Source organism: Enhygromyxa salina (assembly GCF_000737335.2).
In the GTDB taxonomy this organism is placed as follows: domain Bacteria; phylum Myxococcota_A; class Polyangia; order Nannocystales; family Nannocystaceae; genus Plesiocystis; species Plesiocystis salina_C.
Genome location: NZ_JMCC02000076.1, coordinates 54,193 through 69,909 on the forward strand (window position 1 = coordinate 54,193; position 15,717 = coordinate 69,909).

11 protein-coding genes are annotated in these 15,717 nt (G+C 64.9%); 3 read left to right on the plus strand and 8 right to left on the minus strand.

Annotated features, from left to right (window positions below; translation table 11 throughout):
• Positions 1-64: 64 nt before the first annotated feature.
• A complete protein-coding gene (locus DB30_RS26770) occupies positions 65-1,360 on the minus strand; it encodes a hypothetical protein (RefSeq protein ID WP_052554071.1) in 1,296 nt (431 codons plus the stop codon).
• A gap of 129 nt (positions 1,361-1,489) precedes the next feature.
• Between DB30_RS26770 and DB30_RS26775 the strand changes: the two genes are divergently transcribed.
• The gene (locus DB30_RS26775; protein ID WP_052554072.1) at positions 1,490-2,653 is read left to right on the plus strand and encodes a hypothetical protein; all 1,164 of its coding nucleotides are present in this window, start codon (positions 1,490-1,492) and stop codon (positions 2,651-2,653) included.
• A 51-nt stretch (positions 2,654-2,704) separates the two neighbouring features.
• Here DB30_RS26775 and DB30_RS26780 read toward each other — a convergent pair whose 3' ends face one another.
• From DB30_RS26780 to DB30_RS26810, 7 genes are all read right to left on the minus strand, one after another.
• A complete protein-coding gene (locus DB30_RS26780; protein WP_052554073.1) occupies positions 2,705-3,664 on the minus strand; it encodes a hypothetical protein in 960 nt (319 codons plus the stop codon).
• 416 nt (positions 3,665-4,080) lie between these two features.
• On the minus strand, positions 4,081-4,440 hold the full coding sequence (locus DB30_RS26785) for a hypothetical protein (RefSeq protein ID WP_052554080.1): 360 nt from the start codon (positions 4,438-4,440) through the stop codon (positions 4,081-4,083).
• Positions 4,441-4,538: 98 nt separating this feature from the next.
• Positions 4,539-6,812: a S8 family peptidase gene (locus tag DB30_RS26790; protein WP_146660760.1), complete on the minus strand. Its 2,274-nt coding sequence runs from the start codon at positions 6,810-6,812 to the stop codon at positions 4,539-4,541.
• On the minus strand, positions 6,809-7,915 hold the full coding sequence (locus tag DB30_RS26795) for an AAA family ATPase (RefSeq protein ID WP_146660762.1): 1,107 nt from the start codon (positions 7,913-7,915) through the stop codon (positions 6,809-6,811). Before DB30_RS26795 ends, DB30_RS26790 begins: the two co-directional genes overlap by 4 nt.
• A 571-nt stretch (positions 7,916-8,486) precedes the next feature.
• Positions 8,487-9,284 carry a hypothetical protein gene (locus DB30_RS26800; protein ID WP_146660765.1) on the minus strand — a complete coding sequence of 266 codons (798 nt, stop codon included), beginning with the start codon at positions 9,282-9,284 and terminating at the stop codon, positions 8,487-8,489.
• 89 nt (positions 9,285-9,373) lie between these two features.
• Positions 9,374-10,582, minus strand: a complete 1,209-nt coding sequence (locus tag DB30_RS26805) for a DUF4215 domain-containing protein (protein WP_240480335.1) — start codon at positions 10,580-10,582, stop codon at positions 9,374-9,376.
• A gap of 67 nt (positions 10,583-10,649) precedes the next feature.
• Entirely contained in the window at positions 10,650-11,882 is a 1,233-nt protein-coding gene (locus tag DB30_RS26810; RefSeq protein WP_052554090.1) for a DUF4215 domain-containing protein, read from the minus strand.
• A gap of 229 nt (positions 11,883-12,111) precedes the next feature.
• On the opposite strand from DB30_RS26810, the gene DB30_RS26820 reads away from it, so the two are divergent.
• Both DB30_RS26820 and DB30_RS26825 read left to right on the plus strand, forming a co-directional pair.
• A complete protein-coding gene (locus DB30_RS26820; RefSeq protein ID WP_052554092.1) occupies positions 12,112-15,018 on the plus strand; it encodes a protein kinase domain-containing protein in 2,907 nt (968 codons plus the stop codon).
• Positions 15,015-15,692, plus strand: coding sequence for a hypothetical protein (locus DB30_RS26825; protein WP_052554094.1), 678 nt, complete (start codon positions 15,015-15,017; stop codon positions 15,690-15,692). Before DB30_RS26820 ends, DB30_RS26825 begins: the two co-directional genes overlap by 4 nt.
• Positions 15,693-15,717 lie beyond the last annotated feature (25 nt).

Genomic DNA, 15,717 nt, shown 5'->3' on the forward strand with positions numbered 1-15,717 from the left:
ACAGAGTGCCGGGCAAAGATCGGATCAACCCCATCCTGGCGGTTTGTGCCAACTCACTACCGGATCAGCCCGACGCAGGCCTGAAGATCAGCCCGTCGAAGCGCAGGGCCCAGGGTCCAAAGTGGGGCTCCTCGTAGACGAGCTCGAAGGGATCAAACACCCACTCCCCAGCAGGCCCCTTGCGAAACACGATCGGGCCCTGGTTGACCATGTCGATAATCCGGCTGTCGCCCTCGACGACCTCTCCGCCACCCTCGAGCACGGCCGTAGCGACAAAGTTCGCCGCCCCAGGAGCGACGGTGTACTCACCTTCGTCCTCGCTGGGAACGATGGGATTGCGCAGGGTCACGGACGCGCGCTTCAGCTGGACATGTTCTTCGAGGACCATCATCGCCGAATAGCCAGCGCGCAGTTGCAGGCCCGAGATCCGCACGCTCATGTCGCTCATGTCTGCGATCGTCAGCGACGAAGCGAACGCCCAAGGCACGATGACGCCGCTCGCTTCGAGCGGCCCAACCCCCGTCATGATCGAGCCTGGCACCAAGACCGCCCGGGTGGTCTCGCTGGCGCCGGGCAGCTTGAACGCGGTCGTTGGGATCACGGCGTCGTCGTTCTCGAACATGCCACTGCAGGTCCTCCAGGGGAGATCGCCAGCCTGGGTCCAGTCGTGGATCTCGAGCCCGTCGATCGTGATCGTGGCGTCTGTCACCGGGGACCACGACGTGCCGGCCAATTCACTGGTGGAGGTCCCGCCAGGACCTGGCGGGCCCCCGGCCCAGAGCGCCTTCAAGCACTCTTTTGTCTTGTTGTCGACGCTGGCGGCCAGCGCGTCAATCTGAGCCTTCTTGGCGTCATCACTCTCTTCCTCTGCTTGTTTTCGTAGGAAGTAGGGGAGCCCTTGGCAGACCTGTTGAACGGCATCGAACATGCAGCTGCTGACGTAGGGGGCGTTGTCCTCTGGGGTGGGGTTGGTGTAATCGAACGACCCGCAGCACGCCGCCACGAGGGGCTTGTCGTAGCTATCGGGGTCGACCCAATACTTGTCATTTGACACCTTGGGTCCGAACATGAAGGACTCCTGTCCTTCAATGTCGCCGGCCCCAAAGCTGACGGAGATCTCGCCTTCGCACTGATGCTGGTAGCCATACACTTTCGACACTGGCACTTGCACGCATTCACCGGCGGGCAAGAGCACCGGCTCCATCTTGTCGGTGGACCCACTCGCAATGTCGGACTGAAGCAGCCCGGCGTCATCGATGGCCTCCAAGTCTTCTTCGGTAACGAGATCGCCCTCGGCTTTGCTGCAGGCACAAGCTGCCACGATTGAGCAGATGAGAATTCGGTTGCGGATGATTGTCATGGTGCATTTTGCCTACCATGACGTACATGGATGTACAGCGTCTTTGTTCGTCGTCGAGACCGCAGTTGATGCGTCGCTGAAGTGGCATCGAGCTGGGAATCAACGCCGCCGCTCGTGCGTGCGAGGGCCGTGCGACGCCGAGAAGGTCTGGAGTTTGCGGTTGGAGGGGGCCTGCTGCTGGGCCCGCTGATGTTTGCGCTGACACTCCCGCAGCCGAGCGCAGCGCCGGCGAGCTGCGACGCCGAGCTGCCGATCCAGGCCGCGCCAACACCCGAGACGATCGTCGTCGAAGTGTGCGAGCGCGCGCCCGAGCCCGCGCCGCAGCCACAGCCAGCACCCGAGCCGGCGCAAGCGCCCACCGACGAGCTGTCCGCGTTCTTGTTCGTGACCGCAAACGGCCTGGTGCTCAGCACCGAAGCCGCGCCCGAGTGGGGCGCCGGTCGGCTCTACGAACCCAAGGGTGACGCCACCTACCGAGTCGCCAAGCGGGCCGCACCGACCGAGGTACCCGCGGCGCTGTGGGCTCAACGCGGGCGATCCTTCGACCTCTACAACCGCGACGGCAAGGTCTGCAGCGCCCGGATCGGCGAGCTGCACGTCGTCAGTCAATATGATGGATGGAGCCTCGACGGGGTCATGGGTGATGACATCTGGGAGCGCTACGAGGACCCCGCGGACATCCCGAGGCGGCTGTGGCGTCCCGCGCTGTGGGCCCGCGCAGGCCACTGGCTGGTAGCGGACATCGAGTCGGACGAGAGCTGCGAGGGCGCGCTGTGGGCCCGCGACGCTGCCCTGCCCGCCCCCGTGATCCTCACCCCGATGACCCGCGAGACCGCGGAGGGCAAGGCCCAGCTCGCCGCGTTCGAGCGCTCGGCGGTCTTGCAAGAGACCCGCGCCGACTACCAGCGCTGGTACGACGAGCTCTCGGCCGAGGGCCGCGAGTACGAGCAAAGCTGGGGGTCGATCGCCGCGCGGTACCCCGCGAAGGTGACATCATGGGTCGACGCCGCCGCGCGTGTGCGCCTCGTCGAGCTCGACTTTGGTGCTGATCTTGGAGGCTGCGGCGACGGCTACCCCGCGCGCATCACCAAGCTCGAGCGCGTGGCCGGCGACAGCTTCGAGGACACCGAGCAGTCCCCCGATGTCGACGCGATCTTCGACGCCGACCTCGACGGGGAGTATGAGTATTTGTACGTGAACAGTGGTGGCTGGAGCTCGATGACGCTGACCAGCGACGGCGAGGGGCTCGATCGCTACTTGGAGATCGACCGCGACTTCGTGTGCCCCTGCTAATCGAGCGCCAATCCGGTTGAATTCACGAGGCGCGACTAGCAGGAAATTGCGCTACGGTCGACACAGGCCGACCCGCGGAATCTGTTGGGCCAGCTCGGGGTCGGGGGCGTCGTTTGGGGAGATCGGCGTACACGTTCCACACTGCGGGTCGTTGGGGTTGGGCTGCGTGCACAACGAGCGACAGATTCCGTCTTCAGCGCAGATGCCGAGGGCGCGGGCGCCATCGTCCGCGCACCGCCAGTCGCTCGTGGTGCAGACCTCGGCGGGATCGATTGGATCCGCGGTGCAGATCGGGCTGGTGGTGTGGCTCGAGCCATCGCTGGGGACCAGCTCGTACCCGCAGCGCTCCCCGGCCTCACAACCGCTGGGATCTGCGCTGTACAGGTCACAGGGGCGGCGGCAAGCCCCGCCCGCACACAGGAAGCCCGAGACGCAACCGGTGCTCACCTCCGTTGCGACGCAGGCAGCTCCGGATCCGCTGTCCCCGGCAGGGACGCAGTGTGCCCCGAGCGCGTTGTTGATCGGGTCGTACGACCCTGCACCGTCACACTGGGCACCCGCCCCGCAGGCGTCGGGTTCGTAGAACTCACAGGCGGGGACGCACACACTCGGCGAGCTTCGCCAGCCCGGGATCGGCTCGCCGACACACACCTCGTCGTCGCCGCAGTCCGAGCACACCACCGACGGCATGCAGGCTCGAGATCCTGGATCACACACGAGCGGTACCGGCTGGACCCCGCCCTCGACCGCGGGCTCTGAAGCCGGGTTGCACTCGGCCGAGAACGCGCACGACGACGGAACGCAGCCGTGCGTTGACGAGTCGCACAAATAGCCGTCGTTGCCGCGGTCCGCGTCCGACTCGCACCACCAGCCGACCTGGCCGGGGACGCCCGCCGGCGGGCAGGACAGGACGAGCGTCGTGCTCCAGTCCTCGGGGTTCTTTGTCGCGCGGGTCCGGGGAAAGACGCTCTCGCTGAGCTCGCAGTCGGGATGCTCGGCGACGATCTCCACTTCCTCGAAGACGCACGGAGGGCGCAGGTCTCGGCGTGAACACCTTCAAGGGAGTCTCGGTGGCCAAGAGCGACGGGCCGCGAGCCTGTTGACCGCGACTCCGTCGACCCGCAGCTCGAAGCCCTCGTAGCCCAGCGGCACCCTGACCAGGACATTGAGGGACGCCCCCCCGAACGTGAACGAGCAAGACTCGCAGCCCGTGGCGAGGCCCGACGTGGCGAGCGTGGTGAGTCCCAACAAGAACGCGGCTGACCGACTCGAGAACCTCACGGTGATCCGATAGTGCCCACTGGCCTGGCTTTGATCAATTGTTGGCTCGAGCGCTTGCAGCAGCTCGGATCAAAGAGCTGTCGGGGGGCTGTTTTGTCATTGTGCCGTACAGTGGCGACCAAGCCGAGCGATTTGGTGGCATTCACTCACTCCTCGTAGCCCACCAGGATCAACCGCAGCGCCGCGGCTCCGACCGCGTTTGGTGTCGCTGCGAGGTGCGTACGAACCTGGCCACGAGCGATCGGCAGCAGCACCTCGACCTCCCTGAGCGCGGCCTCGTCACCCGTGAGCGCGCGGCTGATCAACAGGTCGAGCTGCTCGCGCGTCGCCACCGACATCTGCGCCGCGAGCGAAGCATGGGCCAACACGGCGCCAGCCTGAATGGTGATCTCGATCCCACCTGCGATCGACACCCGCGTCTTCGAGCCAAACTCGACCACGTCGAGCCGACCCCAGCGAGCGCTTCGCCGGTTCGGGACCTGGCTCGCGACGCCACGGCGGTGCACGGTCGGCGGCGCGCCCTCGCTCTCGAACCGGACGGAGATGCTGTGCTCGAAGGGGTACGGCGGGTCGCGGCGCCACTGCGGGCTGAGCTGATCACGCGCTACCGGGATGCGCGGAAACGATCACGTCCCCTGATCTGAATGTCCACTGTCGACCAACCTAGTTGATTCATGGACCTAACCATATCGTTGTATACATGCGCATCTTCCTCAAGAGAGGCGATTGTGACGGCGACTGCTACCCGCACCGCAGTGTTCGGTTGGCCACTTCGATCAGTGGCAGCTATCACTAGTCGCCACTGATCAGCGTTTACCCCTCGCGGCATACACCGCCGGTAGACCTTGGTTGGCGACCACTTTAGGCCTTGCTCGATCAAGCCTTTCTCCAAGGCGCTTTTTTCCCCTCGTCGTGGAAATGGATGCACCTGCCGATGATGCGCACGTTCGCCCTGTTCGTCCGCATTAAAGGTGCCGAGTGACACATCAACGTTGGTGCGACAGTACTCAGAGCCGAACCTTGAATTCAGCGGAGGTTCGTACGCGAGCGTGACAGTCATTTCACCTTTCATTACCCCATCGGACACCAAGCAGTCTGGCAATGGAAATGGCGTCAGTTGCAGGTCAACCCCGGCCTTGAGATCCATTTCGAAGATCAACGTCGCTCGCCACGGATCTGATCCTAGAATCTCGTCGACGTTTGCAGGTACACCATAGCCACGGTAGTTCACCTCGGTGCTTGAAGTTCGCAGATCGGTCCCTAGAGCGCAGGAGTGGACGAGTAGAGTCCTCGCTACTAGGTTCGATAGCCCTCCGACTGGGCGGTGTTGGAGATGGGCGAGTAGTGCCGCGATCACCGGTGACGCGAAACTCGTCCCAATACTCTCTGCGAGATTTCCACGGCCGTCGACGGAAAGGACTCCAATCTGAGCATGGCCACCACTTGGATCGCAATTTCCTCCATAGTGCGTCACTTCTGGCTTTGGTAAATACACTGGGCCAGGACCACGCCGGCTGAATGGTGATGGCGATGCCGCAGTCACTCGGGCACCGGGGCTGTCCCGGTGGGCGATCGAGCCGACAGTCACTGCGCGTACCGAATCTGCCGGGCCGCAGATCCGATCGCTGTCGCCGAGGTTGCTCGTCACGGGCCAATCTCGGAACGGCGGCTTGTTATAGTTGCCAGCCGCGAGCACGAAGGTTACGCCAAACTTGGTTTGAATCTCGTCGAGCGCTATGCCCATGTCGGAGAACGTATGGTTCGAACACGGTCGGCTGCCAGCTAGCGACAGATTCCAGACGCGGACGTGTGGATATTTAGGCACAACTTCCCAAAGAATAGCGAGCAGTTCATCCTCGGTGATTTTCCCACCACGTGGCATGGCCACAACATCCACGATCTTGCATTCCGCCAGTGGAAATCGCGTGTCTCCGTGGTTCATGAGTCGTGCATGTACCAGTAGGCCTCCGACAAAGGAACCGTGCTCGTAGTCACGGTCAGCGACCGGTACGTAGTGCTCCCGCCCGGCGACCCATGCATTGAGATGCGCATTGTTCGGATCGATACCACTGTCAATTAGACCGACCACTGGGTAGTCGACATCTCGGTCGGGAGCGGGAAATACAGCAGCCGTCAGGCGCACGACTGGTTGTGCGGCAGGACGAACAATCTCATACTCTGGGAATGAGTCCAGGCTCTGTGTCCCAACGAACCGTCCAAGTTCCTCCACATGCTCGGCGCGAACACCTCGGATTCGATATACGGTCATATGTTCCCCATAGTTAACCGCCTCTGCTCCGAGACCAAGCGACTTCATCTTCGCCGCAAAGGAACTTGCTATCGTCGCATCCACTTGCGTGTCTCCGTGGCGAAATAGCCGTAGTTTCAGGGTTGAAATCTCTCCATCGCTTACCGCGGCGGTCAGCGAGGTGAGTTGATCGTCCCGCACTGAGAACGGCTCGATGAGTCGAATCGTGGATATATTTGCAACACCCTTTTTTGTTGTGTCGCCAGTGAGCGCACGTTCGAGTTTTGGGATGGTCGCTGGCCTGACACTTACGAGTAATTCGCCGAGGTGATCGATGCCAACGATCGGGCAGTCCGCACGTTCGAGCAAGCTGACTGGGCGGTGGCTCTTCGCCAGAGCCTCATCCTTCAAGGCGATACGAGCGACAGCCGCTGTCTGTGAGTTCTCGCTGAATGCGTTCTCGAAGTGGCGAGCGGTGGTCTGCAACTTCTTGGCCAGACCTTCGCGCACCGCCTGTGTGACTGGCTCGAAGACCTTGGGACTACTTCCGCCTCCTCCGGGGCGGAAGTAGTCCCCTTCACGGATGACTACTTTCTTCAGCGGCAATTTTTCTTTTGGCGACGTGGTCATTGTTCCTCCCTAAGAAGCGTCGATATCTTACCTGTCGAGATGCCAAGCAACTCACTGATCCGGCGGATCGTGAACAATTTGGGGTTGAGTTCCCGTAGCGCTACCATTTGGTCGCGAATGGGAAACGACTCAAGTTCGGGATAACGCGAGCGGGCTATGCGCATCAGCAGACCGTTCACTGATACATGCTCGGCGTCCGAGAGGACGGCTTCACGGCGTGCGTCGTTACACAACTCTTGAATGTCGGCACCGGACAGACCTTCGGTGGCAACGGCTAGTTGATCGAACGCCAACTTGACGGGCCTGTGATTCGCCAAGAAATGGCCGAACATTTGCTCGCGAATAGCCGGTCCAGGAAGTCCTATTTTCAGTCGAAAGGCGAAGCGGCGCCAGACTGCCGCATCCAAGAGGTGTTCATGGTTGGTCGCCGCAAGTATGACCGTTTTGTTGTCGAGTGCGTCCATGTTCTGAAGAAGAGTCACAACAACGCGTTTCAACTCACCCAACTCATGTTGGTCGTCCCGGAGCTTCGCTACAGCGTCAAACTCGTCAAGAAACAACACGCAGGGTCGACCCATCGCATGTTCGAAGAGTAAACGAAGATTCTTCGATGTGCTTCCAAGGTACGAGGATACCAGCGCGTCCGTTCGTGCGGTGAGAAGGGGTAGAGACAATTGCGCGGAAACGTACTTTGCCAGTTCAGTCTTGCCTGTGCCTGGAGGACCGTGAAGGAGTAGGGAAGGAGCGATCCCGACGCCGCTCGCCAACAGACGAGCGGAAGCCCCCACGTAGCGCACAAAATCTGTCACACGGGTTTGAGTGGCCGCATCGAGGAATACACAAATTTCATCGTGCTTGAAGTGCCTCTCGTCGGCGAGTGCGAGACGTGATTCGCTGTCGACCGGAAGAGATGGGTTGAGCCGCGCTCCGGACAACTCAGTCATGCGACCGCCACGAACCGTGCGGCGGACGCGCTCTGCTGATCGAGAGTCACCGCCGCTCTCTAGTTTCAATGCGAGTTGTTCTGCGTAGCTTGCAACCTTGGCGTGGTCTGCGTTGACCGCGCCATCTAAGATCTTGAGCACTTCGAGAAGATGATCCATCACTCGAGTGAAGATTTGGCCAAATCCTTGAACGTGTCAAGGTATTTTTGAACGCTGTATGTGTAGCGTGAACAAATGTGGGTGAGCCTGGTCTGGCTGTCAGCGCGATCGGCTCACATGGCATCGAGGACGAGGATCCGCGGCAACCCGAGCGCGAGGCCGAGTCACCGCGACTGTTTCGGTTTGGCGTGGGCCTGCGCTCGCACGCACATGCGGAGCCGAGAGCCCACCCAGACCAACTTCTTGGCCACCGAGGCGCCCAGTCGTAGACCGGAGATCTCGTCGCCAAAAGAAGGCCGGGGTTCTCTATCTCCCAACCTTCGAGCTCCACCCTCCAAGCGGAAAGGAGCAGCCGTCGCCGCAGGTTTTCCCCGGCGTCGCGCCCGCCGTGTCCAATTTTCGACGTGACAGCCAGTTGGGTGGGTCACGCGGAAGTTGAGCTCGAGCTGGCCTGCTGGGGCTGGCTTCGGCCGTAGGAGTTACGGGACTTCGTCCCGCGTTGGGGCGGAGAATGCGTCCGCCCGCTAGCCGAGGTTCTGAGGTCGACCGCGACTTCGAGTGCCCCTGCTCGTCACCATCCCCAACGCCCGCACACGGGCATGGAGCCAGCGTAGCAAGCCCCTTCCCAACAATAGTTGGACTCACACTGACGGTCGCTCACGCACGGGCTGTCATTCGGCAAGCCCGCGACGCAGGTACTGCTAACTTCGTCGCACCAACCCACGGCACACGGCTCGGCTTCTGCACACAAGTCGCCCAGCGCCTGTCCAGGTCGGCACACTCCATCTGGAAAGCAGGTCAACCCTGCCGCGCAGCTCACGAACCACATCCCACGCTCGAACCCACAAAAATGGTTCTCGTATGCCACCTTGGGAACGTCGCACGCTTTATGGCAGACCCGATCTGCCCCGCACGCGAGGCCCTGCTGGCAGTCGGACATGCGATGGCCAAACGCCTCACAGGTCGCGCCTTCGGGCTGAGCGCCGTAGAAGAACTGCGTGGCGCCGGAGCAGGGTAGATAGCTGCCGTTGGCAACGGTAACGCTGCATTCGGGAATCCACGATTGCAGCGGCCGCTCGTCCCATGTGAGATTGGCGGCGAGCGCCGCGTCCAAGCCAGCCACCCCGCTGGCTTTCACCGGGGCCGGATGCTCGCAGACGGGGATGTGGGCAGCGTCGCAGCAGTCGAAGGCGATCGAGCACATGTTGTCGGCCAGATGTCCAGGCACGCTCTCGGGGACGAGCCACTCGCTCGGCAGACCTTCACGGTCGCCACAACCGGTGCCAAGGGCCAACGCGATCAGCACGATCAACGCGGGCCAGGAGTCGTGCCCAGTTGTCCGAGCGGCGCGTCGCCGTGGTCGAGTCATCCACTCGATTCTACACGAGGTTCCCGCGCAACCCGCAGCTGCGCGCGCAGCGCTACACCTGACGGGCCCGCCCGCGAGCCACGGCAGCGTCAGGGCGTGCAGGTGATCGCGGTGATCTCGTTGCTGTTGCAGCCGTGATAGTCGAGCTGCTGGTTGTACCAAGGCCCATCCTGCCAGTCGCACCAGTGCCAGGTGACCTCGTCGTAGTTGGTACACCCAAACAACCCGCCCTTGGGCGCGGTGCAGTCTCGCGCCCCGTAGGTCACGTTGCCGCTGTAGCCCGAAAAGCCGAGCTGCTGGCACCACACCGCAAACTGGTTGCCGCCGTGCTGCTTGGGAATTCCGCCAGTAACGTTGCCGTAGCGGATCTCGGGGTTGATGCAGGTGGTGCCGCCGTCTTGGACCGACTCGCAGCGGGTGAACTGCTCCATGGTTCCAACCTGCGGGCACCAATCAACAGAGAAGCTGCCGCCGCACTGGGACTCGCAGGTGTTGCTGCACCCGTCGTCGTCGATGTTGTTGCCGTCGTCGCAGTCCTCGACGTCCTCTTGCGCGAAGCCGTCGCCGCAATAGGCGGGCTCGCAGCTGGTCGGGCACGCGTCGGTGTCTTCGAGGTTGCCGTCGTCGCAGGTCTCCGTGCCGTCTTGAATGTGGCCGTCACCGCAGAACGCTTCGACGCAGGTGACCGGAATACAGGCGTCGGTGTCGAGCTCGTTGCCGTCGTCGCACTGCTCGACCCCAGCCTGAATGTAGCCATCACCGCAAAACGCGAGCTGGCAGGCCGGGCAGCCGTCGGAGGTGTCGTCGTTGCCGTCGTCGCACTGCTCGCCCGCCTGGATCACCCCATCGCCGCACATGCCGGGGGTGCAGGCGGTCGTGCAACCGTCGGTCTCGTCGTCGTTGCCGTCGTCGCACTCCTCGACGCCGGCCTGCACGTAGCCGTCGCCACAGGTGGCCAACACGCAGTCGCCCACGCAGTCATCGGTGTTCTGCGGGTTGCCGTCGTCGCACTCCTCGAAGCCCTCGTACACGAACCCGTCGCCGCACGCGGCGATGAAGCAGTTGGGCGTGCACGCGCCGCTTGCCGAGTTGTCCGCGCCTAGATCGCACTGCTCGTCGGGGTCGACGACGCCATCGCCACAGTTGGGGCCCGCCGTCGTCGTGCCCGTGTCGCCAGTCTCGTCGCCGTCTCCGTCGCCCGTGTCACCGTCGCCGTCGCCGTCGCCGTCGCCCGGCATCGCGGTTGTGAAGCTCGTGAACCCGCCGTCGTCGGTGCTGCCACTCGAGCACGAGATCACAAACAAAGAGAGGACACAGACCGATCCGGCGAGCGCACGTGAAGGCTAAGTCATGAGCGCGAAGGTATCACGGTGTGCAGGTGATCGAGGTGATCTCTGTGCTGTTGCAGCCTTGATAGCCAAGCGACTGGTTGTGCCAGTATCCGTCCTGCCAGTCGCACCAATGCCAGATGTTCTCGTCGTAGCCCGTGCACCCGAACAGCCCACCCTTGGGGGCGGTGCAGTCGCGTGGGCCGAACGACACGTTGCCAGAGTAGCCCGAGAAGCCCAGCTGCTGGCACCACAGCGCGTAGTTGTTCCCGCCATGCTGGCGCGGGATCCCACCTTCGAGGTCGCCGTACCTGACCTCGGGGTTGATGCAGGTGGTGCCGCCGTCTTGAACGGACTCGCAGCGGGTGTATTGCTCCATGGTTCCGACCTGCAGGCACCAGCTCTGGGTGAAGCTGCCCCCGCACTCCGAGGTGCAGTTGTTGGTGCAGCCGTCGTCGTCGATGTCGTTGCCGTCGTCGCAGTCCTCGACGTCGGCGAGGGTGTAGCCGTCGCCGCAATAGGCCGGCTCGCAGCTGCCTGGGCACTCATCATCGTCGTCGAGGTTGCCGTCGTCGCAGGTCTCCATGCCGACCCACAAGATCCCATCGCCGCAGGTCGCCGCCTGGCAGGCGTTGGTGCACGCGTCGTCGTTGATCATGTTCCCGTCCTCGCAGGTCTCTTCGCCCTCCCAGATCACGCCGTCGCCACAGACCGCCGCAGAGCAGTCGTTCTTGCATTCGTCGACGTCGACCATGTTGCCGTCGTCGCACTCCTCTTGACCTTCCCAGAGGATACCGTCGCCGCACTCGTTGAGCAGGCACGCGCCAACGCAGCCGTCGTTGTTGAGGTTGTTTCCGTCGTCGCACTCTTCCGAGAGCATGTTGTGATAGCCGTCGCCGCACATCGCGTAGGTGCAGTCGCCGTCGCAGAACATGGTCTCGTTGCCGACGTCACACTCTTCGCCCGGATCGACGACCCCGTCACCGCAGTAGGGGCCGGGGTCGCCGTCCCCGTCGCCGTCGCCGTCACCGTCGCCATCGCCATCGCCATCGCCATCGCCGTCCCCATCCCCGTCCCCGTCGCCAGTCCCGGGGTCCCCGTCCCCGTCGCCGTCGCCGTCCCCATCCCCATCTCCGTCCCCGTCCCCGTCTCCGGTCGAGGTCTCCGCGAACGACGTGAAGCCCCCCTCCTCGCTGTTGGCCGTACAAGCGGACAGGGCGAGGAGTGACAGGACACAGGCAGGCTGGACAAACGGGCGTGGCAAGCTCATCAGGCGGCGAGCGTAACACCAAGGGCGAGCGCGTGGACAGACTTGGTCACGCGCGCGACAGGTGAGGCCCGACCCGCAGCGGTGCCGAGCTCGCCCTCGAGATTGGTCCGCAGTTCAGCGCGCGCGACGATGGGTCCGTCACCAAATGAAGCCACCGCACGCGTGCGCGAGGCCGCGTGATTCGAGTATGGTTGCCAGCCGACCGACAGCGAAATCGTGGGCGCCGGTGATGGACAGCGAGACCCAAGACTACGCGACGACCGACCCCACCGACCTGACCGGTGCCGCGCCTGTCGACGGGGGTCCGAGCCCCAACCCCGATCACGACGGCGTGTTGCGAGTCGGCCGCTACCCGATCATCCGCAAGATCGGCGAGGGCGGCATGGGTGTGGTCTACGCTTGCTACGACGAGTCCCTCGATCGGCGCTTGGCGATCAAGCTGCTCAACTCGCGGTTTCGGGCTCGCTCGGCCCAGACTCGACTCGAGCGCGAGGCCCAGGCGCTGGCCCGTCTCTCACACCCCAACGTGGTCCAGATCTACGAGACCGGCACCCATCAAGACGCGCTGTACCTGGCCATGGAGTATGTCGAGGGCCAGACCCTGCGCGAGTGGCTGCGCGACGCCAAGCGCAGCTGGCAATCGATCGTGAAGGTCGTGCTGGGGGCCGGGCGTGGCATCGCGGCGGCCCACGCGGCCGGGATGATCCACCGTGATCTCAAGCCCGACAACCTCATGGTCGGCCGCGACGGCCGGGTCCGCGTGCTCGACTTCGGCTTGGCTCGCGGGGTCTCGGACAGCGCCACGAACCTCGACGAGACCGACGATGACAATCACCCTCACGGACCCGAGCTCGCGGGGCTCCTGACCAAAGGGGTGACCCGGGCCGGGACGATCCTCGGAACCCCAGCCTACATGGCGCCCGAGCAGCACGAGGGCCAACCGAGCGACGCCAAGAGCGATCAATTCGCCCTGTGCGTGGTCGCCTACGAGGCGCTGTTTGGAACCCGACCGTTTCCCGGCCAGGACCGCGAGACGATCGCCGCAGCGATCGCCGCTGGTCAGCCTGCCCTGGGCGAAGACTCGCGCGGGGTGCCGCGTCGGGTCCGCGCGGCGATCGTTCGCGGGCTCGCCAGCGATCCGGATCAGCGCTGGCCAAGCGTCGACGCGCTGCTCGACCAGCTCAGCCGGGCGCTGGCCGGTCCAAGGCGGCGCCGGTTGGGCGTCGGCCTCGTGGCGCTGCTCGGAGCGGCTGCGGTCGGGCCATGGCTGCTGGCCCAGCCCGCCGCGGCCGGGCCCCAGTGCAACCCCGATCCATCCGCGCTCGTCGGCGTCTGGGACCCGTCCCGGCGGGCCGCTGTCCGAGCCGGGATCACCCGAGCGTCCGGCGGCCCCACGCCCGCGAGCGCCTACGTCGAAGCGGGCCTCGACGCGTGGGCTCAGACCTGGGTTCGTCAGCAACAGCGCGCCTGCGAAGCCACGTGGGTCGACGGCCGCCAGTCCGAGGCGATGCTCGACAAGCGCACCACCTGCCTCGACCGCCAGCTGCGGGCGTTCGCGGCGATGACCGAGCTGCTGGCCGATCCCGATCCCGAGCTGCTCGCCCGGACCCCGGAGCTGCTCGCGGGCTTGCCCGATCTCGACGCTTGCGCGAGCGCGGAGCTGGTCGAAGTTCACTACCCGCTGCCCGGCGATCCCCAGCGCGCCAAGGCGATCGCCCAGGGCTTCGAAGCGGTCGCGCGCGCCCGGATGTTGGCCACGACCGGACGGCTGACCGAAGCCGACGCCAGCGTCGAAGCCCTGGCCCAGTCCGCCCCTGACTACCCGCCCCTCGCCCTCGAGGTTCGCGCGCTCGCGGGCGAACGCCAGCTGTGGCACGGCCGCCTCGACCCGGGTCTGGAGGCGGCCGTCAACTCGGCGCGCGCAGCCGAGGCGCTGCACCTCGATGACCAAGCCGCGAGCCTCCGCGCCCGCGCGGCGATCGACGCTGCCGGAAGTTGGGGCCACCCCGAGCTCGAGCAGTGGTTGGTCGCCGACGCCCAGGCGGCCGTCGATCGGATCGGCCGCGCCAACGATCCTCGCCGCGTCGACCTTCACGGCGCCCGCGGGTGGCTGCTGGATGGCGCCGGGGACTACTCGGCCGCGCTGGCGGAGTTTCGAGCCGCGGTCACGCTGGCGACCACGATCGGTCAGACCGTTCGAGCCGAGCTGCTGGAGGTCAACGTCGCCCGCATGCTCACCAACCTTGGTCGCCACGACGAGGCGGCGCGCGCGTTCGAGACCGCTCGGGCCGCGGCCGCCCGTCACCTCGGCCCCGGCTCGCCTCGGCTCGCCGGCATCGAGCTCGACATCGGCCTGCTCGCCGCCCAGCGCGGCCAGTTCGACGACGCCAACGAGCACCTCCTGCGCGCCCGGGCGATCGTCGTGGGGGCCCTTGGCGAGCACGCAACTCGAGCCACGCGGGTCGACCTTGCCCTCGCCAAGCTGGCGCTGACGACCGGTGAGCTCGAGCGCGCGCGGCTGTTGTTCGAGGGGGTCCTCGCGGCCGACAACAGCCGCCCCGAGTGGCAGGCCGACGCCCACGAGGCGATCGGGGTCCTGAACTTCTACGCCAACGACTTCCCCGGCTCGCTCGCCGCCTACGCCAAGGCGCTCGAGCTGCGCTCGGCCGTTCTCGCAGCCGACCACCCAACCCTAGCGATCTTGCACAGCAACATCGGCGAGTCCAAGGCCGCGCTCGGTGACCACGCTGGCGCGCTCGCGGCCTACTCCCACGCGATCGCCACGCTCGAGCGCCGGCTCCCGCCCGACCACTTCGACCTCGCGTTCCCGCTCAAGGGTCGCGGTCAGTCTCGACTCGCGTCCGGCGACGCCGCGAGCGCGCGCGTCGACCTCGAGCGCGCCCTCGCCCTGCACCAGGCCAACCCCGGCGAGCCGCTCGAGTGGGCCGACGTCGAGTATAGCCTCGCCCAGGCCCACGCCCAGCTCGAAGATCGCGCGTCCGCCCGGACCCTTGCCGAGCAAGCCCGCGCCCGCTACCTGGCCCTCGAGCAAGCTGATCGGGCCGCCGAGATCGAGCAGTGGCTCGCCCAGCTGCGCCCAGCCTCCCCCCATTCCCATGCCCAGAGCTCACCATGACTCACTCATTCCGAATTCAATGGCACGACTCCAATTCCAACTACAGCGGCTCGCTCCGTGGTCGTCACGCCCGCGGCGACGACTGGGAGTCGCTCGACAACTTCAACCTGACCGCCAACGCGAGCTATGACTTCTACATGTCGGTGGCCGAGGGCGTGCGCTACACAACCTTTGTGACAATCAAGGTTGGCGCCCAGGTCTACGGGGCCAAGGTTCCCCCAATTGTCCACGACGACCAAGGCTCCGGCAACGACGACGCGATTCACCTCGGCCCGCTCGCGCTGTCCAGCGCTGACCTCGAGCTCAAAGCTTGCGTGTTGGTCAGCGACGATCCCAAGGTCCACGTGACCTGGGGGAAGGGCGGCGCGGGCTACGTCGCTACGGTCCAGCTGATCTGGACCGGCTCGGGGGGGTGGACGGATGCCAACGGAAGGCCGATCCCCGATCCGATCTCGGTCGAGACCTACAGCCAGGTCGTGATCCAAGTCAGCGATCAGAGCCGAAACGTCAGCACCGTGGCGATCTACGAGGCCCAGGTGATGGTCGGGGAGCTGCGCGAAGCCGGCGTAGGAACCGCGGTGGCGACCCTGGTACAGCCCACGGGCGCGACTGACACCACCTACACCGTCAACGTGTTCAACGTGCTCCCCGACGCAGCGACGCTCGCGGTGTAGAGCGCCCACCTCATCGGGGCGCTGA